16 protein-coding genes and 1 pseudogene are annotated in these 20,209 nt (G+C 50.1%); 16 read left to right on the forward strand and 1 reads right to left on the reverse strand.

Translation table 11 applies throughout. The features are described 5' to 3' along the window. Positions 1 to 181: 181 nt before the first annotated feature. From BBD42_RS20590 to holA, 6 genes and pseudogenes are all read left to right on the forward strand, one after another. Complete coding sequence (locus tag BBD42_RS20590) at positions 182 to 2,893, forward strand: ComEC/Rec2 family competence protein (protein ID WP_099519686.1); 2,712 nt, start codon at positions 182 to 184, stop codon at positions 2,891 to 2,893. Positions 2,894 to 3,460: 567 nt separating this feature from the next. Then, positions 3,461 to 3,640, forward strand: a pseudogene (locus tag BBD42_RS32895) (hypothetical protein); the annotation flags it as partial. Positions 3,641 to 3,879: 239 nt separating this feature from the next. Beyond that, positions 3,880 to 4,254, forward strand: coding sequence for a hypothetical protein (locus tag BBD42_RS20600; RefSeq protein WP_099519687.1), 375 nt, complete (start codon positions 3,880 to 3,882; stop codon positions 4,252 to 4,254). Between the two features lie 203 nt (positions 4,255 to 4,457). Continuing rightward, a complete protein-coding gene (locus tag BBD42_RS20605; RefSeq protein WP_056029404.1) occupies positions 4,458 to 5,006 on the forward strand; it encodes an RNA polymerase sigma factor in 549 nt (182 codons plus the stop codon). Next, entirely contained in the window at positions 5,003 to 6,052 is a 1,050-nt protein-coding gene (locus BBD42_RS20610; RefSeq protein WP_099519688.1) for an anti-sigma factor family protein, read from the forward strand. Before BBD42_RS20605 ends, BBD42_RS20610 begins: the two co-directional genes overlap by 4 nt. Positions 6,053 to 6,285: 233 nt before the next feature. Continuing rightward, positions 6,286 to 7,323 carry a DNA polymerase III subunit delta gene (holA, locus tag BBD42_RS20615; protein WP_099519689.1) on the forward strand — a complete coding sequence of 346 codons (1,038 nt, stop codon included), beginning with the start codon at positions 6,286 to 6,288 and terminating at the stop codon, positions 7,321 to 7,323. Between the two features lie 84 nt (positions 7,324 to 7,407). Here the strand turns inward: holA and rpsT are convergent, their stop codons facing one another. Beyond that, on the reverse strand, positions 7,408 to 7,680 hold the full coding sequence (gene rpsT, locus BBD42_RS20620; protein ID WP_056029395.1) for a 30S ribosomal protein S20: 273 nt from the start codon (positions 7,678 to 7,680) through the stop codon (positions 7,408 to 7,410). A 140-nt stretch (positions 7,681 to 7,820) separates the two neighbouring features. Between rpsT and gpr the strand changes: the two genes are divergently transcribed. The 10 genes from gpr (at position 7,821) to dnaJ (ending at position 20,141) form a co-directional block, all read left to right on the forward strand. After that, positions 7,821 to 8,864, forward strand: a complete 1,044-nt coding sequence (gene gpr / locus BBD42_RS20625) for a GPR endopeptidase (protein ID WP_099521718.1) — start codon at positions 7,821 to 7,823, stop codon at positions 8,862 to 8,864. Between the two features lie 327 nt (positions 8,865 to 9,191). After that, complete coding sequence (gene spoIIP / locus BBD42_RS20630) at positions 9,192 to 10,418, forward strand: stage II sporulation protein P (protein ID WP_099519690.1); 1,227 nt, start codon at positions 9,192 to 9,194, stop codon at positions 10,416 to 10,418. A gap of 35 nt (positions 10,419 to 10,453) precedes the next feature. Further along, positions 10,454 to 10,909, forward strand: coding sequence for a hypothetical protein (locus BBD42_RS20635; RefSeq protein WP_099519691.1), 456 nt, complete (start codon positions 10,454 to 10,456; stop codon positions 10,907 to 10,909). Between the two features lie 104 nt (positions 10,910 to 11,013). Further along, positions 11,014 to 12,831, forward strand: a complete 1,818-nt coding sequence (gene lepA / locus BBD42_RS20640) for a translation elongation factor 4 (RefSeq protein ID WP_046229936.1) — start codon at positions 11,014 to 11,016, stop codon at positions 12,829 to 12,831. 115 nt (positions 12,832 to 12,946) lie between these two features. After that, the gene (hemW, locus tag BBD42_RS20645; RefSeq protein ID WP_099519692.1) at positions 12,947 to 14,116 is read left to right on the forward strand and encodes a radical SAM family heme chaperone HemW; all 1,170 of its coding nucleotides are present in this window, start codon (positions 12,947 to 12,949) and stop codon (positions 14,114 to 14,116) included. A gap of 134 nt (positions 14,117 to 14,250) precedes the next feature. Beyond that, a complete protein-coding gene (locus tag BBD42_RS20650; protein ID WP_099521719.1) occupies positions 14,251 to 14,730 on the forward strand; it encodes an N-acetyltransferase in 480 nt (159 codons plus the stop codon). A 375-nt stretch (positions 14,731 to 15,105) separates the two neighbouring features. Beyond that, the gene (gene hrcA / locus BBD42_RS20655; RefSeq protein ID WP_099519693.1) at positions 15,106 to 16,131 is read left to right on the forward strand and encodes a heat-inducible transcriptional repressor HrcA; all 1,026 of its coding nucleotides are present in this window, start codon (positions 15,106 to 15,108) and stop codon (positions 16,129 to 16,131) included. 21 nt (positions 16,132 to 16,152) lie between these two features. Then, positions 16,153 to 16,725: a nucleotide exchange factor GrpE gene (gene grpE / locus BBD42_RS20660; RefSeq protein ID WP_099519694.1), complete on the forward strand. Its 573-nt coding sequence runs from the start codon at positions 16,153 to 16,155 to the stop codon at positions 16,723 to 16,725. Between the two features lie 63 nt (positions 16,726 to 16,788). Continuing rightward, a complete protein-coding gene (gene dnaK / locus BBD42_RS20665) occupies positions 16,789 to 18,615 on the forward strand; it encodes a molecular chaperone DnaK (protein ID WP_099519695.1) in 1,827 nt (608 codons plus the stop codon). 398 nt (positions 18,616 to 19,013) lie between these two features. Further along, positions 19,014 to 20,141, forward strand: coding sequence for a molecular chaperone DnaJ (dnaJ, locus tag BBD42_RS20670; protein WP_099519696.1), 1,128 nt, complete (start codon positions 19,014 to 19,016; stop codon positions 20,139 to 20,141). The last annotated feature ends 68 nt before the right edge of the window (positions 20,142 to 20,209 follow it).

Here is a 20,209-nt window from a genome sequence, read left to right on the forward strand (position 1 = left end):
TAAGAGGTGCTTTTTTTTGCAAATTTAAAAATTTATCAGTTTGAGCTTATAAATGGCGGGTGTACACCGCGAAATGAGCTTATTCCGCTAGAGGGTGATGTCGGACGTTTAAGCTTGGTGGCTTAGGTATTTTTCGTAAAAATAAAGCCATGTTCAAATCAAAATCAAGAGGTGATTGAAAATGAATAGAAGACCGCTGCTATGGTTTGCGGTATGTTTTGTGGCAGGCTGCGCGAGCGGCGCGAAGTTGAGCGGCGCAGGAGCTGTGCTGGCGGCGGGCGGTGTGGCGGTAGCCGCCCTGGCGCTGGTTTTGTCGGGGCGGCTGACGCGAAAGCTGGCTGCCGTATGTGTAGTCGGCTTCGTCCTTGCAGCTGGAGAACGAATGTGGGCGGATGCCCGCAATGTGACTGGACTGCTGGACGTGCTGCGCGCCGCAGAGGCGCAGGGGTCGGACGCTGCGATAGCGGCCCAAGCGTCCGGGACGATTGCGTCGGTCGTCGAGATCGACGGCGACCGGGCAAGCTTTGAGCTGGCGGTCGATGCCGCCAGCGTAGCGGGCTTTGGCTCGCTGCGCCAGCTCGGCGGCGAGCGGATGCTTGTGCAGCTGCGGCTCGAGGAGCAGCTGCAGCAGGAGGTCGCCGCTGCTTGGCGTCGCGGCGACGTCGTTGGCGTTAAGGGCCAGCTGGCGCAGCCCGCTGGCCCGGCTAATCGCGGCGGCTTCGACTACCGCCGCTACTTGAGCAGCCAGAAAATCCACTGGCTGCTTCAAGCTACGGGCACAGGCGCGATCGACGTCGCGCCTGGCCCGCCATGGACCGCGGCCGCGCTGCTCGGCCGCGTCGACACCGTGCGCGCCTGGCTCGCCGCACGGCTTTCGAACATGTACCCGGGCATGCAAGCCGGCTACATGCAAGGTCTCGTCCTCGGGATCACGGATGATCTTGATCCCTCCCTCATGCAGCAATTTGCTCGCCTTGGCTTAACGCATATACTCGCCATATCGGGCCTGCACGTCGCGGTATTCCTCTACGCGCTTGGCCTGATTTTACGGCTTTGCCGCATGACGCGGGAGCGCCTGCTGCTGACGCTCGTTTTTGCCGTGCCCTTCTATGTGCTGCTCAGCGGCGCTTCGCCTTCGGTTGTACGGGCCGGAGTGATGGGCATGCTTGGCCTCCTGGCAGCGCGCATGCACAAGCTTAAGGATGGCCTGCATATATTGGCGGCCGCAGCCGTCATCATGCTGGCGTTAAATCCGTTTTATCTGGAAAATGTCAGCTTCCAGCTTTCGTTTATCGTAACGCTAGGCCTTATTCTTGGCGTTCCTCCAGTAAGGCGAGCCATGCCTCACTGGAAACGGGGCGAAACGCTGCTCGATTTGATCGCCGTCAGCGTCGTGGCACAGGCCGTCTCGTTTCCGGTTTCCATTTATTATTTCAACCAATTCCATTTGCTGTCGCTCCCGGCGAATTTGCTGCTCGTGCCATTTATCAGCTTTATCATTATGCCGCTAGGCGGAGCCGCACTTTTTATTCACATAGCTTGGCCAACAGGCGGCAAACTGCTCGCATGGGCGAGCGTCTACGCCAACGACTGGACATTTTGGCTTGTGGACTGGCTCGCAAGGGCGGATTTATTTCGCACGATTTGGGCGACTCCACCGCTATGGTGGATCGCTGCTTGGTATGGCGCTTTAGCGCTGCTATTCCGCTCCCTTCCAGTGAGCGAGTTATCAGCCGCCCGTGAACAGGGGCCAGATTCAGAGCATAGCAATCTTGCGGGAGGCCACGAAAACGGCGAGTTGGAGACGCAGCCGCTCTACGAGCTTTCAGCTATACATCGCAAGGGCGGCATTACTGTTCCTAGCAAGTCTTCTGATGGCTTTGCTGGTTTTTCGTATGCATCAGCTGCGAAGGCGCTTCTTTTTCTTAGAAGCTTTTTTTCAGCCGTGCTTATCATGCTGGCACTGTTATTATTCGCCTATCATCCGGATTTATTTGATCGTGACGGCCGCGTTCATGTGCTTGATATCGGACAAGGGGACGCTATTTATGTCAGAACGCCGGAAGGGAAGCATCTGTTGATCGACGGTGGGGGAACGGTTTCTTTCCGCAAGGCCGGCGAGGAGTGGAGAGCGCGCAAGGACCCATTCGAGGTAGGCAAAAAGGTTATCGCCCCGCTGCTAATGAAGCGCGGAGTGCAGCAGATTGATTTGCTCGTAGTCAGCCATTTGGACAGCGATCATATTAGGGGGCTTAAAGCGGTTATGGATTCGATCCCAGTCAAAGGGCTGTTATGGAACGGCAGTGTGAAGCATTCACCAGATGCGGAGGAATTGCTAGCCTATGCGGTTCGCCATGAGATTCCAATGTACCGGGCAGAGGCGGGGCAGGAGTGGGAAATGGGCAAAAACACAAGTCTGAACGTTTTATGGCCTCCTGCTGTTAACCAAACGGAAGGAAGCAGCATTTCCAACATGGAAATCAAGGAGCTTGAGGAGCAGAACGAAGCCAGTGTTGTCCTTTATTTGACGATGAAGAATTATACTTTTCTGCTGACAGGAGACATCGGATTTGAGACGGAGGAGCGGTTGCTGGCCCTTATGGACGAAAATCCAGCTTTTTATGCAGCTTGCTGCGCCAAAGTTGATGTGCTTAAAGTAGCACATCATGGAAGCCGTTATTCGACTGCCGCCAATTGGCTGGAACGCTGGCAGCCGCTGAGTGCGGCGATTTCCGCAGGGGCGACAAACAGCTACGGCCATCCTCATGGGGATGTGCTGGGACGCTTAAAGGCAGCCGGAACCGAGGTGCGCCGAACAGATCAGGACGGTGAAATTGAATATCGGGCGGTATCGGGAAGGCTTCAGGCCAGAACGATGAATAAGGGAAATTGATTTTCAATGATAATAAACCCAATCACAAAAGGAGAATTTTTAATAAAAGTGCATATAGTATAGGCGGGTGTACATATGTAATTGAGCTGCATTCGAACCCAGATCCAGATCAAATATAATGTCACAAGTAGTCACAAGTATTCCCATTATTACTGGAAATGTCACCGCTTATGAATGTGGGCCTACGTACCGAAAGTCAGCTGGGTGGTCAGCGTTCCACTGGCTCATTTTCTGTACAAAGCTAGGCTAGGCGGACACAGAAGCAGCTATTTCAACAAAATAAAGGGTATGGCACAAGTGGCGGACTCAGGAGCCGCTAATGTGCTGTAAATGGCCATTTTGCTGCAATAAAGAGGACAATAACGGATTTCCTGTCCGCTTAAGGTCAGAAATCGGATTAAAACCCAAAATAGCGGAACCTCAGTCCGCCAAAAAAGGAGCGTGCGCCCCAAGCCGCGGATTCTCAACAGCTGTGTTTTCAGCCGAGAAAATCTAAGCTACAGTGTTAAGTCACAATGATGTGATCTAAGCTACAGTGATCTAAGCTATAGTGATCTAAGCTACGGTGATCTAAGCTACAGTGATCTAAGCTATAGTGATCTAAGCTACGGTGATCTAAGCTACGGTGATCTAAGCTATAGTGATCTAAGCGCAGTGATCAAAGCCACAGTGATCTCAGCAACAATCGCAGCAAGTGGTTCCCCAGCCTTGAATCGACAGGTGAGGTTTGCCCTGAAGAATCGCTAAGCAGGGAGAAGCGAGCCTGCACCGGCTGGCACGCACAACCAAAAATAGCAGCATGCCTTTGCGGCTTTTTGCGTATCTTTATCGCATGAATCAAGCTATACTATACGTTTCCTTCATAATATATATTTAGCTAAAGAAAAGCGGAATAGATTGGAACGCGATGTAGGCTTCTTTGAAATGATCCTGTAAAATGAGCATAAGTAACGGCAGGAGATTAATTGCAAGGAAGTGAGAAGCCGATGATAAAAATAAACAGAGCCGGTAAATATGCCATCGATATCCGATTTGATATAGATGGTGCAAGTGAGCTTTTCGAAGCTTTCCTCCTAACGCTTGCAGGGGAGGAAACGGTACTTGTTTTAAGCGAAGCCGCGCTAATTAATAGTAAAAAAGTGAAAGAGCTTGGGCTTGCGCAGGTTAATGACGAAGAAAGTCTCCATTACGCCCAATCGGGATTAATGCTGAAGCTCGATAGTGACAGCATCGAAAACATTTTGGACAAGCTCAAGGCATGCGTGGGCGGAGAGGATTTTTTCCCGGCTGAATGCTGCGAAGTGCGCTTTGGCAAAATAAATATTAACTTTTATGCGTTTCTGGAGAGGGCAGTTGATTAAAAGAGCAAGGCTGGCTAGTTCCATGCAGTCATGAACTTGCTATATACGCTGCTTGCTTTTTTTGATATTCTTGAGTGTGGAGTACGCTTCTTTAAATCGGAATATGGGCCGTATGGCTAAAATAAAAAATGAATTTGTACGAAGGTTTGCAACATTTTACGTAACCTGCTCGTCAGAGAGGTTGCAAGAGAGGGGGATCCTTCGTGGTGGAGCCTGGCCTTATTAGAGCCGCTCAGTCGGGAGATCGCGATGCATTGATTACTCTATTGCGAGAGATTGAAACACATGTTTATCGGACAGCCTACTATATAGTAAACAACGAGCAGGATGCAATGGATGCGGCACAGGAGGCACTCATTCGCATTTATACCAAAATCGGCTCCTACGAAGAAAAAGCCCAATTTAAAACATGGATTCAACGCATTGTAACGAATATCTGCATTGACAAGTTTAGAAGAAACAAACCGACAGTATCCATTGATGAGCATGATATGGTGTTTCACGAGAAGCAAAATGTAGAGGATGAGGTTTTGTCCGCTTACGCAGCTCAAGACATCCGTAACGCTATTGATAAGCTACCCGATCATCACCGTGCTGTTGTCGTGCTTCGATACTTGCAGGATTTTTCCTACAATGAAATAGCTGAGTCTCTGGATTTGCCCCTAAACACAGTTAAATCCTATTTATTCAGAGCCAGACAGCAGCTTCAAACGTTACTACATGATTATCAGAAAGGTGGTGTCCGGGGATGAACTGTCAAGAGGTGATGGAATATATGCAAAGGGAGCTTGACGGCGACCTTGATGAATACGAGAAAGCAACCATGACAAAACATTTCAAGCAATGTCCGGACTGCGCAGCAATGTTTGAGCGGCTGAAAAATTTGTCTGCGGAATTGGAAAATCTGCCTCATGTAACGCCAAGCTACAGCCTTGTAGATGCTATTATGCCTCAATTGGAGCAGCTATCATTCGAAGCGGCTGGCTCAGTTGTGGCGCAGCAAGAGCAAGAGACAGCAATGCCTAAGCGAAGGAAAACGCCCGATCGCGGCGCTTCATCAAAGCTTCGGCAGCTCACAGGCGTCGTTGCGGCGTGCCTCGTAGCTGGCACATTTATCGTTTCCTATAACGCAGGCTGGTTTAATGGGTCGCAATCAAATCATGACATGAGCCGGACGGAAGCAAGCGCTACTGCTGCTGACAGCCCGTTGGCCAATTACGACACGTCGGCGGTCAGGCAATTTGTGGCTGCTGAGCCACAGGCTTCGGGCGAAGTGAATACGGAATCGCTTGATACGAGCATGAGCCTTAAGACGAATGTAACTGATCAAAGTGGCGATGGATCAAATCAAGATGGCGGAAGCGCAAACAGCAATAACATTGGCGAATCTGGAACCTCTGATTTTGGTTCGGCTTCGGGCCTTACTGCTCCGGATTCCAAAGATGCAAAGTCTGACGCGGGTACAGACACTAACATTTCGCAAGCTCCTGCAGAGGAGGATGGCAAACGATTGGAAAGCCTTTCAGGCGAATCAGAGAAAGCTCCTCTTGCACCAGTCGCACTGGTTTCTGCAGACGGCGTTTATTCGGCAGAGGTCGTTGGCTATGCCATTAAGATTTATGAGGCAAGCGACCATAAGCTGCTGCTGGAAACGGCGCGTAAAAACGGCCAGATCGCCAATTTGAGCTGGTCGGAGGGTAATAAAATTTTAAATTATGAAATTCATCTGGAGTCGGGCGGCATTGAAAAATATGCGGTTGACCTGAATACGCTCAAAGATAACAAAGCAGCGCATTAATTTTAGTTGAATGACTACAGGTGTATGCACACTTTCCGCTCTAACTGCGTATGGTAAAGAGTGGAGAGAAGATGCGACGTGAAAGCCTTGATCGTCGTATGACCATCAGCAGAAGGAGAAGCCATGGATCTTTCTGCTGATGTTTATATAGATGTTCAGGGACAAAGGGATGAAGCCGAAACGGGCTCATCCCTTTGTTGCCGTTCACAGGAGAAGGTAGGGAGGAATAGCCTTTGGATGGGAAAGAAGCTTTGAAGGAAATCAAGGGCAAGCGATTTCGCCCTGTGTACGTCGTATTTGGCAAGGACCGTTACCGGATTCAGCAGTTTGCCGATATGCTTGCGGACGCGATGTTTACTGCTGACGAGCGTGAACTGGGCATCGTCAAATTCGATACAGCGGAAAGTGTGCTGGATGAGGCTGTGCTTGAAGCGGAGACGCTGCCCTTCTTTGTTGAGCGCAAGCTGGTCATCGTCAGAGACGCCGTCGTCTTTGCAGCTGGCGGAAAAGAAGGAGGCAAGCTGGACCATCGCACCGACCGCTTGCAGCAATATATAGAAAATCCTTCTGAAACAACGGTCATTTTATTTCTGATAAATGCGGAGAAGCTGGATGAACGGCGCAAGCTCGTTAAGCAGCTGAAGGATCGCAATGCGCTCATTGCTTTTCAAGAGCTGGATGCATCCGAATTGAAGGGCTGGGCGATCCGCCGAGCTGCGGAACAGAAACGCACACTGGATACGGAGGCGGCTGAGCTGCTTCTGTCACGGGTCGGAGCTCATATGCAGCAGCTGGCACTGGAAGTGGACAAGCTCTGTCTGCACGCCGGTGTTGGCGGTCAGATTGGACGCAAGGAAGTGGAGCTGCTCACGGAGTCGACTGTGGAAGAGGATGTATTCGCATTGGTTGATGCGATTGCGGAATTGCAGGTGGACAGGTCGCTTCGCTTGTACCGACAATTGCTCATCAGGCGTGAGGAGCCGATAAAAATCGCGGCATTGATTGCACGGCAGCTGCGTATTATGCTGCAAATTAAGGAGCTGGAGCAGCATCGGTATTCGCCCCAGCAAATGGCTGGGCAGCTTGGGCTCCATCCTTATGCGGTTAAGCTGGCTGCGGAGAAGTGCCGAAAGTTTTCAACGTCGCGGCTAGGGGCGCTGCTGTCCTCTATTGCTGATCTTGATTACAAGATGAAGACAGGGCAAATGGATAAAAACTTTGGCCTTGAGCTTTATTTATTATCGCTTGGTGCCCCGAAGCGGATGGCGTAAAGGCCATCCGCCACATCATATGCACACAAAAAAGCTGTCGACCGGATAACCGGAAGACAGCTTCTTTGTATGTTCAAGGACGGTTTAAGCTTGCGCCGAAAGAGCGTTAAGCTTTTTAGCAAGACGAGATTTTTTGCGGGCAGCCGCATTTTTATGAATCAGGCCTTTAGTAACCGCCTTGTCCAATTTTTTCGTCGCAGCGATTAGAGCTGTTTTAGCAACAGCTACATCAGTGCCGGCGATTGCTTGGTCAGCAGATTTAACAGCCGTACGAAGCGCGGATTTTTGGGAAGCGTTCAAAGCGCGGCGTTTTTCGCTCGTTTTGACGCGTTTAATTGCGGATTTAATGTTTGGCATCGAGTTTCACCTCCTACGAAATATGCACAGGCAATCTTTAGCATACGCTATAATTCTGGATAACACAACTTAAAATATATTATCACGCGTATACCCAAAAAGCAATAGCACGCATGAAAACCAAATGCTTGCGAACACTAATGGCAGAAAGCATTTATTTTTTCAAGGAAGAAGGTTATGCGGTGGGACAACTTGATTTGCAAGCTTACAACGTTCGAACAGATTTGGCGCTGGAAGCAAAAGAAATGGCCGAGCAGTCGGGCGGCGTCATTCCAGGCATCCACTCCGAGCGTCAAGACGAGGATGGCATCGTCATTACAAGCCTTCATGTCCAAACGGAGCAAGGAGCTGCGGCGATTGGCAAAATGCAGGGCCATTACGTCACGCTGGAGGTTCCGGGACTGCGTACGCAAGATACGGAGCTTCAGAACCGGGTGGCGACGATGTTCGCCAAGCATTTTGAGACCTTTCTTGAACGCATCGGTGTTGGCAAGACGGCACGTGTACTCATTGTCGGGCTTGGCAACTGGAATGTAACACCGGATGCGCTGGGGCCGATAGTTGTAGAGAACGTAATGGTGACCCGCCATTTTTTTGAGCTGATGCCGGATCAGGTTGCCCCTGGCTATCGCGCGGTCAGCGCTATTGCCCCTGGCGTGCTAGGCATTACTGGGATTGAGTCCAGCGACATTATTCAAGGCATTGCCGAGCGGACGAAGCCCGATGTCATTATCGCCATCGATGCTCTTGCTTCCAAAGCGGTAGAACGGGTGAATACGACGATTCAAATTGCCGATACCGGCATTCATCCCGGCTCTGGCATCGGCAATAAGCGCAAAGGGCTGACGAAGGAAATTTTGGGAATCCCAGTCATTGCTATTGGAGTCCCGACCGTCGTGTACGCATCCACAATTGTAAATAATACGCTGGAGCTGATGCGCCAGCACATTGAAACGAACAAGGGAGATAGCAATCAGGTGTTTGGCATTATGAACCAGTTGGAGGAACAAGAGCGGCTGCAGCTTGTCAAAGAGGTGCTTCACCCGCTCGGCCATGATTTGCTCGTTACGCCAAAGGAGATTGACCAATTCATCGAGGACATCGCCAATATTATTGCAAGCGGGCTCAATGCTTCGCTGCATGATGCGGTTGATACTGATAATGTAGCCGCCTATACCCATTAACAGCAAGCCGCCATACGATGCCTTTCAACACAGAAGGCATTATATGGCGGTTTTTTATAACATAAACAAATATCAGCTTGGCTCCTTCTAATCGGCTTATCTTTATCCTCGAAACCGTAGCTTTGCTGCCAGAGGACGGCGACAGCCGTTTACGCTTGTGCAGCTCCTTCATAGACTTAGACTTTCTATAAATCATGTCCCTCCCTCTAAATCTAGCAGCCCATTATATTAAAAATGAGGGTGCGGTCGGTTCTACTAACGCCTGCTTGTTCATAGATTAATAGCAGCAGGACAGCTCTAGCACAGAACCGGGAGGTAAGCGAAACGATGAAACGTAAAATCATGCTGCTCGATTTGGCGTATGGAAGCCGGAAAATTCGGCAATTGCTGGTCACAGGAAGAACATTCGCTGTTCTTTCTTTATGTTCAATGATTTTTTTCGTCATTATAGGCATTGCGGCAGTTGCCCATCGCCAAGCGTCGGCTGCGCCGGTGTCTTCGATGAAAGGTTTTGCAGCGGCTGTATCGAGCGGTTTGTTCGGGGATATGCTGGAAATGGAGCTGCCAGCCTTTGAGGGCAGCAATCAGGCGGACGAGCTGTCTGTGCCGCAGGTGAGCGCGTTTCTAGTCAGACTGATGACGGACATTAATCCTACACAGCCGAAAAGCCTGCTTGCAGCGGGCATTCCCGGCATGAGTGCCGGAGATTCCTTTCTCATTCGCAAAGGCAGCGGAACAGATACCGCGGTCGGGCCTGAGGATAATGAGCCGATTGCTTCGCATACCGAAGAAGGGGCAGCAGGCGAACAGCCGACTGTAGAGCCGCAGCCATCGCTTCCGCCAAGCACGGTAGACTCTGGGGAGAAGCCGGGGCAAAGCGGCAGCGGCAATACGAAGCCATCAACTGGAGAAGCCAAGGTCGCATTCATCTATCATTCTCATAATCGGGAATCGTGGTTTCCAGAATTGAAGGATGGCGCCAAGGACCCGAATTCCAGCACAACGAATATTACGCTTGTCGGCAAGCGGCTTGCGGAGCAGCTGGAGCAGCGCGGGGTTGGCGCCATGCATTCAGAAACCGATTATCCGACCGCCATGAAAAATTACAAATGGGAGCTGTCCTATAAATATTCCATGAAGACGGTTAAAGAGGCGCTGGCAAGCAGCAAAGATTTAAAGTTTTTATTCGATCTGCATCGCGATTCGCAGAAGCGCAAATATACGACGACCGAGATTAAGGGCAAAAGCTACGCGCAGGTTTATTTTATCATCGGCCATAAAAATCCGAACTGGAAGGAAAACGAAGCGTTTGCAACTAAAATTCATGAAGCGCTGGAGAAGCAGTATCCCGGCATTTCAAGAGGAATATGGGGCAAAACAGCCGCCACAGGCAACGGGGAATACAATCAATCGCTCGCCGCAGACAGCGTGCTGATCGAAGTTGGCGGTGTAGACAATACGCTGGTAGAGTCGTATCGCACCGCGGATGTGCTGGCTAAAGTGATTGCGGATATTTACTGGCAGGATGAGAAGGTTACAGCTCCACAAAGCTGAATAGCGAATCGAGAGCGGAAAGGACGGGGTGCAGGATGAGAAAGCGGCGTGATGCGTTTAAATGGGCGATCATTGGCGGGGTGCTCGTTTTTGTTATATTGTATGGCATTGAAATGTCCTCCTCAGGCATTGAACGGATTTATGGGCCGATTGAGGAGACGGGGGCTTCCTCTGTCATTCCGGTAGATGCGATCATTAGGCAAGGCGCAGAAGAAGGCGGCAGCGGAACCATTGTGCCAGAAACGCAGTCGATCGCCGGCATGTCGGATGCCGCTTCGCGCAAAATATCCGAGCTTGAGAAGGAGCTGGCCGAGGTGCGGAAGCTCGCAGAGCAAAACGCGCTGTATGGCGACAGGCTGCCGGGCATGCCTTATGAAAATCAAGAGCCTTCGGTCAATAAGCTGGCTGATGGCACAGCGGGCTTGCTGCAATCTTTTTCGACCGGAAGCATGGAGTTTATTGTGGATTTGTTTGAAAAGGTGACGAATTAACGAAGGCGCGCTTTCGGAATTTCGGCAACCGCATTGCTGGCGCTCTCCATTGCTGATATAATGGAAAGAATGATTAGCAATAATGGATGGTGTGGGGGTTAGGCATGGCTGACGTACGTGACCGACAAAAGAAAATTAGAAACTTCTCGATTATCGCGCATATTGACCACGGGAAGTCTACGCTTGCGGATCGCATTTTGGAATACACAGGAGCGCTTTCTTCGCGAGAAATGCAAGCTCAGGTGCTGGACCAAATGGATTTGGAGCGGGAGCGCGGCATTACAATTAAGCTGCAGGCTGTTCGTCTGACCTATAAGGCGGATGACGGTGTGGAATATTTGCTCAATCTGATTGATACGCCTGGACACGTCGATTTTACATATGAAGTTTCCCGCAGCCTTGCTGCTTGCGAAGGCGCGCTGCTCGTTGTAGACGCCGCGCAAGGGATTGAGGCGCAGACGCTTGCGAATGTTTATTTGGCGCTCGACAACAACCTCGAAATTCTTCCGGTCATCAATAAAATCGATTTGCCAAGCGCAGAGCCAGATCGCGTCAAGCAGGAAATTGAAGATGTTATTGGGCTGGATGCGAGCGAGGCGGTTCATGCGTCGGCGAAGGCAGGCATTGGCATTAAGGAGATTTTGGAGCAGGTCGTTGCCAAGGTTCCAGCTCCTACAGGTGATCCTGATCAGCCGCTTAAGGCGCTGATTTTCGACTCTCACTATGATGCGTACAAAGGCGTTATCGTTTACGTCCGGGTTATTGACGGCAGCATCAAGGCGGGCAAGAAAATCCGTTTTATGGCGACTGGCGCTGAGTTTGAGGTTATTGAGGTTGGCGCGTTCATGCCGCGTATGGGCATTGTGGACGAGCTGGCAGTCGGTGATGTAGGCTTCGTCGTTGCTGGTATCAAAAATGTAAAAGACACGCGTGTCGGCGATACCGTAACAGAAGCGAAGCGTCCGGCACCGGAAGCACTTCCGGGCTACCGCCGGATCAATCCAATGGTTTTTTGCGGATTATATCCGATTGAAACACAGGATTACAATGATTTGCGCGAAGCGCTAGAGAAGCTGGAGCTTAATGATGCTTCGCTGCGCTACGAGCCGGAAACGTCGACAGCGCTAGGCTTTGGCTTCCGCTGCGGCTTCTTGGGCCTCCTGCACATGGAGATTATTCAGGAGCGTATTGAACGCGAGTTCAATATTCCGCTTATTACGACAGCGCCAAGCGTTATTTACCAAGTAACGCTGACAGATGGAACGGTCATGAGCATCGACAATCCGTCCAACCTGCCAGAGCAGGGCAAGCTTGATTTTATCGAGGAGCCTTATGTCAAAGCTGGCATTATCGTACCGAATGATTATGTTGGCGCGATTATGGAGCTGTGCCAGAACAAGCGCGGCGAGTTCGTTAACATGGAATATTTGGATACGAACCGCGTCACCATTACGTATGAAATTCCGCTTTCGGAAATAGTATATGATTTCTTCGACCAGTTGAAATCAAGCACGAAGGGTTATGCTTCGTTCGACTATGAAGTGTCCGGCTACCGCAAGTCCAACCTTGTGAAGATGGATATTATGCTGAATGGCGAGCAGGTCGATGCCTTGTCTGTCATCGTTCACCGCGATAGAGCGTTTTTCCGCGGCCGGATTATTTGCCAGAAGATGAAGGAGCTTATCCCTCGTCAAATGTTTGAGGTTCCAATTCAGGCCTCGCTGGGTACCAAGGTTATTGCCCGTGAAACCGTTAAGGCGATGCGTAAAAACGTACTTGCCAAATGTTACGGAGGCGACATTAGCCGGAAGCGCAAGCTGCTTGAGAAACAAAAAGAGGGCAAGAAGCGCATGAAGCAGGTCGGCAGCGTTGAGGTGCCGCAGGAAGCGTTCATGGCTGTGCTCAAGATCGACGAAAGCTAGAGGGAGAAGGAGAGCCGGGGGCTCTCCTTTTTATCATGAGAGAGGCAAGAAGTCGTCCGCCCTATGACGGAATGGCACTTGAAGAGAGCTTGCCACAGGAAAGCAGGTGTACAGCATGACGATTCATCATGCGCCGCGAGCGCTGTATATTCATATCCCTTTTTGTACGAATAAGTGCCATTACTGCGATTTTACGTCCTATGTGCTGAAAGGCCAGCCTGTAGACGATTATTTGGATGCGCTGGAGCGCGAAATGGAGCGTACGATCAGCGTGCTGCCGCCTGAGCAAATCGATACGGTATTCGTAGGCGGAGGTACGCCGACGGTGCTTACACCGCCGCAGATGGAGCGTTTTCTCGCTGCCGTCCGCAAGCATTTTCCACTTTCACCAGATGTCGAGTTTTCTATGGAAGCCAATCCAGGCACGACGGATGCTGACAAGCTGGCGGCGATGTATGCCGGTGGGGTGAACCGGATCAGCTTTGGCGTGCAATCGTTTAATAACACGCTGCTGGAGCGGATTGGACGTATTCACAATGTCGAGGACGTATATCGCAGCTTGGACAATGCAAGAGCAGCAGGCTTTACGAATTTGTCGATCGACCTGATGTTTGGCCTGCCTGGACAGACGGTTGAACTGCTGGCTGACAGCGTGCAGAAGGCGCTTGCGCTGGAGCTGCCGCATTACTCGCTGTACAGCCTTAAAGTGGAGGAGAATACGTTGTTCCACAAGCTGTATGAGCGCAATGAACTTCCTTTGCCGACAGAGGATGAAGATTTAAATATGTATTTGCTGCTGATTGAGCAGCTTAAGGCTGGCGGCTACCAGCATTATGAGATAAGCAATTTTGCCCGCCCGGGCTATGAGAGCAAGCATAATTCAACGTACTGGCGCAATGAGCCTTATTATGGACTCGGAGCCGGTGCTCATGGGTACGCAAATCGCGAGCGCCATGTTAATATCAAGGGGGTACAGCCTTATATTGACGCGACGCTTGCCCGCCTGCCGCGGCTTGATACGGAGACGATTTCCGAGCTTGAGGCGATGGAGGACTTTATGATGGTCGGGCTGCGTCTGTTGGATGGCATTCGTACTGCTGATTTTACCCGCCAATTTGATGGCAAGATGCTCGAAAGCTATTTTGGCCCGATTATTGAAAAGCATTTGAATGACGGCTTGATGGAGCGTCTGGAGGATGAGCGCGGCGGAGGCTATCGGCTGACCGATAAAGGCGTTTTGCTTGGCAACGAAGTGTTTGGTTCGTTTATTGGTTTGGAAGTTTAGCTAGAGCTGGGCAGGTATGAAAATTTATATTAAGAGTTTTTGAAATTGCCTATTGAGAAAACATGCGTGATGTTGTATATTTATTCAATGATATGAATATGGTGATGAAACAAGCACCGGATGGGGGGAGCAGCATGAAACTAATGGACAGCTTGCAGGCAGTGTGCAGAAAAGCAACCAAAGATGATGTTGACGTATTGTTTGATTTAATTCAAGGCTATGCAGAGAAAGGGATCATGCTGCCCCGTACCCGGTATATGCTTGAGTATTCGATAAATTCTTTTATAGTAGCGGAAGTAGGCGACCAGGTTGTCGGCTGCGGCTCTCTGACGAAGCTGGGCGATAATTTGATAGAGATCCGGTCACTTGGCATGTCGGATGGCTACAAGGGCCTGGGCATAGGCAGCAAGCTCGTTGATGGCTTGCTTGCTGCGGCGAGGGAACAGGGCATTACTAAGGTCATGGCGCTGACGTATGAGGTTGCTTTTTTTCTGCGGAATGGGTTTACGGTCGTGGATAAAGAAATTTTTCCGGAAAAGGTATGGACCGACTGCGTCAACTGTCCGAAGCAGAATGCTTGCGATGAAATCGCCGTGCTGAAAGTGCTGGAGTAGAGGTTTTTCCGAGCCTCCGCAGGCCATTATAGTGAATCTTCTCAAGGTGAAACGGCTGTCGCCGTCCTTTGGCGGCGCGGCGCGTTTCAGTCCGAAAAATATAAGCCCATTTATAAGTGCAAAACTTATAAATGCTTATATTTCAAGCAAAAACGACTTCGTCGTCCTTCTGGGACGTGCGAAGAGCTTTGCCCTAGAAATATAAGCCGGAGTATAAGGGTGAAACTTATAAATGCTTATATTTTAAAATAGGCTAACTAAAAATGCCAAACTCACTTGACAATGCTCAAGCGGGTTTGGTATTTTTGTATTAACGATTAGCACTCAATCAAGACGAGTGCTAATGACAGAGCCGATGACTTGGAGGGAATGCGCATGTTGACGGATAGGCAGCGAATGATTTTAACAGCTATCGTAGATGATTATATCCGCTCGGCTGAGCCGGTCGGTTCACGCAGTATTTCTAAGCGCGGCGATGTTGGCTTCAGCCCAGCTACCATTCGTAATGAAATGGCGGATTTGGAGGAGCTTGGATTTCTGGAGCAGCCGCATACGTCGGCAGGCCGGATTCCTTCTACTAAAGGCTATCGCTATTACGTCGATCATCTGATGAGGATGGAAGAGTTGAACGATGCGGATATGACGAAGGTTCGTTCTTTTTTCACCGAGCAGATGAGCCAGATGGAGCAGGTTATTCAGCATGCAGCATCGATATTGTCCAGCCTGACGAACTACACGTCGATTTTGCTGGGCCCGGAGCTGTTTAATACATCGCTGAAGCATTTCAGCCTTGTGCCGCTGGATGAACGTTCTGCGGTTGCCATCATTGTTACCAATACGGGGCGCGTCGAGAATCGCACCATTACGCTGCCGTCTGAGGTGAAGATGGAGGAGCTGGAGAAGGTCGTCCATATTTTGAATACGAAGCTTGTCGGCATTCCGTTAGTCCGCTTGAAATCAAAGCTTTATCTGGAGGTTGGTCAGGAGCTTGAGCGTTACGTCGATCATTGCGAGGAAGTGCTGAGCGTACTGGATCAGGCGCTGCAGCCTGATAATGATCATCGCCTGTTTCTGAGTGGAACGACGAACATGCTGACGCAGCCGGAATTCAAAGATGTTGACAAGGTAAAAACGATTTTGGATTTGCTGGAAGAGACGCCAGCCGTGATGAAAATGTTTTCCTCCTTGCCTTCAGGCATACAAGTGCGCATTGGGACGGAAAATGATAATCTGGCGATTGCCAGCTGCAGCTTGATTACCGCTTCTTATTCGGTTGACGGGCAGCCGCTCGGCACGATCGGAATTCTCGGTCCCACGCGGATGGAATATGGCAAAGTAATGAGTTTGGTTGATTTGATTTCCAAAGATATGGCTGCTTTTTTGGCCCGCTGGTATAAATGATGAAGCCATGCCAAGCGGCATTTGAAGGAGGTGAATAGGGTGAGTAAAGAGCAACAAAATGATGTGGTTGAGGAGCTAGTGGCAGACGAGACTGTCGAATCGCAAGAAACGGCTGAAGCTGGGCAAAATGAAGCTGAAGTGGTTGATGCGCGTTATGCAGAGCTTGAGAAGCAGCTCGAAGAGAGCCAGCAGCGCTATCTTCGCACACAAGCGGACTTTGACAATTTCCGTCGTCGTTCCACTAAGGAAAGAGAAGAGCTGGCGCGTTATGCGTCGATGAAGCTCGTTACTGAGCTGCTGCCGGTTGTCGACAACTTCGATCGGGCTACAGCTGCTGCTTCCGTTAATGGTGACGTAGAGGCGCTTGCGAAAGGCGTGGACATGATTTTCCGCCAATTGACGCAAACGCTGGAACAGGAAGGTCTCACGGCGATGAATGTCGTTGGAGAAGCTTTTAACCCTGACTTCCATCAGGCGATTATGACGGTGGAATCTGATGAATATGAAGAAGGAATTATTGTGGAGGAAGTTCAAAAAGGCTACATGCTGAAGGAGAAGGTTCTCCGTCCGGCAATGGTTAAAGTGAGCGGCTAACCGATATTTCTTTTGAAAATAGAATGTATAGAATAAAGAACCATTATAAGGAGGAAATTCACGATGAGTAAAGTAATCGGTATCGACCTTGGTACAACAAACTCTTGCGTTGCAGTAATGGAGGGCGGCGAAGCTGTCGTTATTCCTAACCCTGAAGGCAGCCGTACAACCCCTTCGGTCGTTGGTTTCAAAAAAGACGGCGAGCGTATCGTCGGCGAAAGCGCGAAGCGCCAAGCCATCACTAATCCAGACCGCACCATTATTTCGATCAAGCGCCATATTGGTACAAACCATAAGGAAAGCATTGATGGCAAAGATTATTCGCCACAAGAAATTTCCGCAATCATTTTGCAAAAGCTGAAGTCTGATGCAGAAGCTTACTTAGGTCAAACTGTAACGCAAGCCGTTATTACGGTTCCTGCTTACTTCAACGACAGCCAGCGTCAAGCAACGAAAGATGCCGGCAAAATCGCAGGCTTGGAAGTTCTTCGTATCGTCAACGAGCCGACAGCAGCAGCTCTTGCTTACGGCCTTGAGAAAACAGAAGATCAAACGATCCTCGTTTATGACCTTGGCGGCGGTACATTTGACGTATCGATCCTTGAGCTTGGCGATGGCTTCTTCGAAGTTAAAGCAACAAGCGGCGACAACAAGCTGGGCGGCGACGATTTTGACCAAGTCATTATCGATCACCTCGTAGCTGAATTCAAAAAAGAGCAAGGCGCAGACCTTTCCAAAGATAAAGCGGCAGTACAACGTCTGAAAGATGCTGCTGAAAAAGCGAAAAAAGAACTTTCCGGCGTTATGTCGACAACGATTTCGCTGCCGTTTATTACAATGGTAGATGGCGTTCCTCAGCATATGGAAACGAACCTGACTCGTGCAAAATTTGAAGAGCTGGCAGCTGACCTCGTAGAGCGCACGCTGAAACCAACTCGTCAAGCGCTGAGCGATTCCGGCCTGTCCGCAAACCAAATCGACAAAGTCGTTCTTGTAGGCGGTTCGACACGTATCCCTGCCGTTCAAGAAGCGGTTAAAAAACTGATCGGCAAAGATCCGCACAAAGGCGTTAACCCGGATGAGGTTGTTGCATTGGGCGCGGCTGTTCAAGCAGGCGTACTGACTGGCGACGTTAAAGACGTTGTATTGCTTGACGTTACTCCGCTTTCCCTTGGTATCGAAACAGCAGGCGGCGTCTTCACGAAGATGATCGACCGCAACACAACGATTCCAACAAGCAAATCGCAAGTGTATTCGACGTATGCTGACAATCAGCCTGGCGTTGAAATTCACGTTCTGCAAGGCGAGCGCGAAATGGCAGCGGGCAACAAAACGCTGGGCCGCTTCACCCTCAGCGATATTCCTCTTGCACCGCGCGGCGTACCGCAAATCGAAGTTACTTTTGACATCGATGCGAACGGTATCGTTAACGTATCAGCACTGGATAAAGGCACAGGCAAAAGCCAAAAAATCACAATCACTTCTTCCAGCGGCCTAAGCGATGCGGAAATTGAACAAATGATGAAGGATGCCGAGCTGAATGCGGAAGAAGACCGCAAACGCCGTGAACTGGTAGAAGCGAAAAACAACGCTGACCAACTCGTATACTCGGTAGACAAAACGATTAAAGATCTTGGCGACAAAGTAGCTCCAGAAGAAATCGAAAAAGCAAACGTAGCGAAAGAAAAAGTAACTGCTTCGCTTGCAACCGACAACCTGGAGGAAATTAAAGCAGCTTCTGATGAGCTGACTGAAATTGTACAGCAGCTATCCGTGAAGCTGTATGAGCAAGCGGCTGGGCAGCCAGGCGCAGAAGGCGAACAGCCGGAAGCAAAAGGCAAAGACAATGTGGTTGACGCTGACTACGAAGTAGTTGACGACAAAAACTAAGCTTGTATCGCGGAAGAGGTCAAAGACAGGGCTTCCCCTGTCTTTGACCTTGTTCCATGATTGAAGTATATAAAAAAGCTTCGACGAGAAGTTGTTACGAAGCTATACTTTTTTTAAAAGGATAAGTTGAACGAAGGAAATATATGAAGCATGGGAGTAACGGAGAGAAAGATTGGCAACGGAGGAGTTGCAGCTTTTCGTAGAAAAGCTGCTTCGTAAGCATAAGCTTAACGTCCGCCTTTGTTTTCTTATTTCATCCTCAACGAGGAAAAGAATTAAGAAATAAGAAAGCAACAGCGGCCGGAAGTCCAGTCTTTCTCGCAGTGGCGACCACGGCGCACATACCACTTTCTTTCGTCCAGCTTATCCGACACATTTATGGGCGGAGGTGATACCGTTTGTCAAAAAGAGATTATTATGAAATTCTGGGTGTAGGCAAGGACGCTTCAGCGGATGACATTAAGAAATCGTACCGTCAGCTCGCGCGAAAGTATCATCCGGACGTCAACAAGGCAGCTGATGCCGAGACGCAGTTTAAGGAAGTCAAGGAAGCTTACGACGTACTGAGTGACGATGGCAAACGCTCTACCTATGACCGATATGGTCATGTTGACCCGAATCAAGGCATGGGCGGTGGAGCAGGCGGTTTCGACGGCGGCGGCTTCGGCGATATTTTCGATATGTTCTTCGGTGGCGGCGGCGGCCGGCGTGATCCGAATGCGCCACAGCGTGGCAGCGATTTGCAATATACAATGACGATTGATTTCAAGGAAGCGGTATTCGGCAAGGAAACGGAGATTACGATTCCTCGTACGGAAAACTGTGATACTTGCAGCGGTTCTGGTGCTAAGCCGGGAACGAAGCCAGACACTTGCTCCGTATGTAGCGGTACTGGGCAGCAGGAGGTTGTGCAAAATACGCCATTCGGCCGTATGGTCAACCGCCGTGCATGCTCCAACTGTAGCGGAACGGGCCGCGTAATCAAAGAAAAATGCGGAACTTGCCATGGCGCAGGCAAAGTGAAAAAACAGCGTAAAATTACAGTGAAAATCCCGGCTGGCGTTGATGAAGGCGCGCAAATCCGTTTGTCTGGCGAAGGTGAAGCTGGCCAACGCGGCGGTCCTGCGGGCGATTTGTACATCGTTATTCGCGTAAGAGCGCATGAGTTTTTTGAGCGTGAAAACGACGATATTTATTGCGAGGTTCCTCTGTCCTTCGTACAGGCGGCACTCGGTGATGAAATCGAAATCCCGACGCTGACGGAGAAAATCAAGCTGAAAATTCCAGCCGGCACTCAGACGGGCACATACTTCCGCCTGAAAGGCAAAGGTGTTCCTAAGCTGCGCGGATATGGGCAGGGCGACCAGCATGTTAAAGTGACAGTCATTACCCCACAGAAGCTGACGGATGAACAGAAAGAGCTGCTTCGCCAGTTTGGCGGCGTTTCAGGCTCCGTTCCGACAGAAACAGCAGAAAATCACGAATCGATTTTTGAACGGATGAAAAAGGCGTTCCGCGGCGAATAAGCGCGGATCGTCTTTTTTTCTGAAAGCATGCGAAAAAACGAATAATAATGGCGCCGGCTTTCCATTCT

Origin of the sequence: Paenibacillus sp. BIHB 4019 (genome assembly GCF_002741035.1) — a bacterium.
Taxonomy (GTDB): Bacteria; Bacillota; Bacilli; order Paenibacillales; family Paenibacillaceae; genus Pristimantibacillus.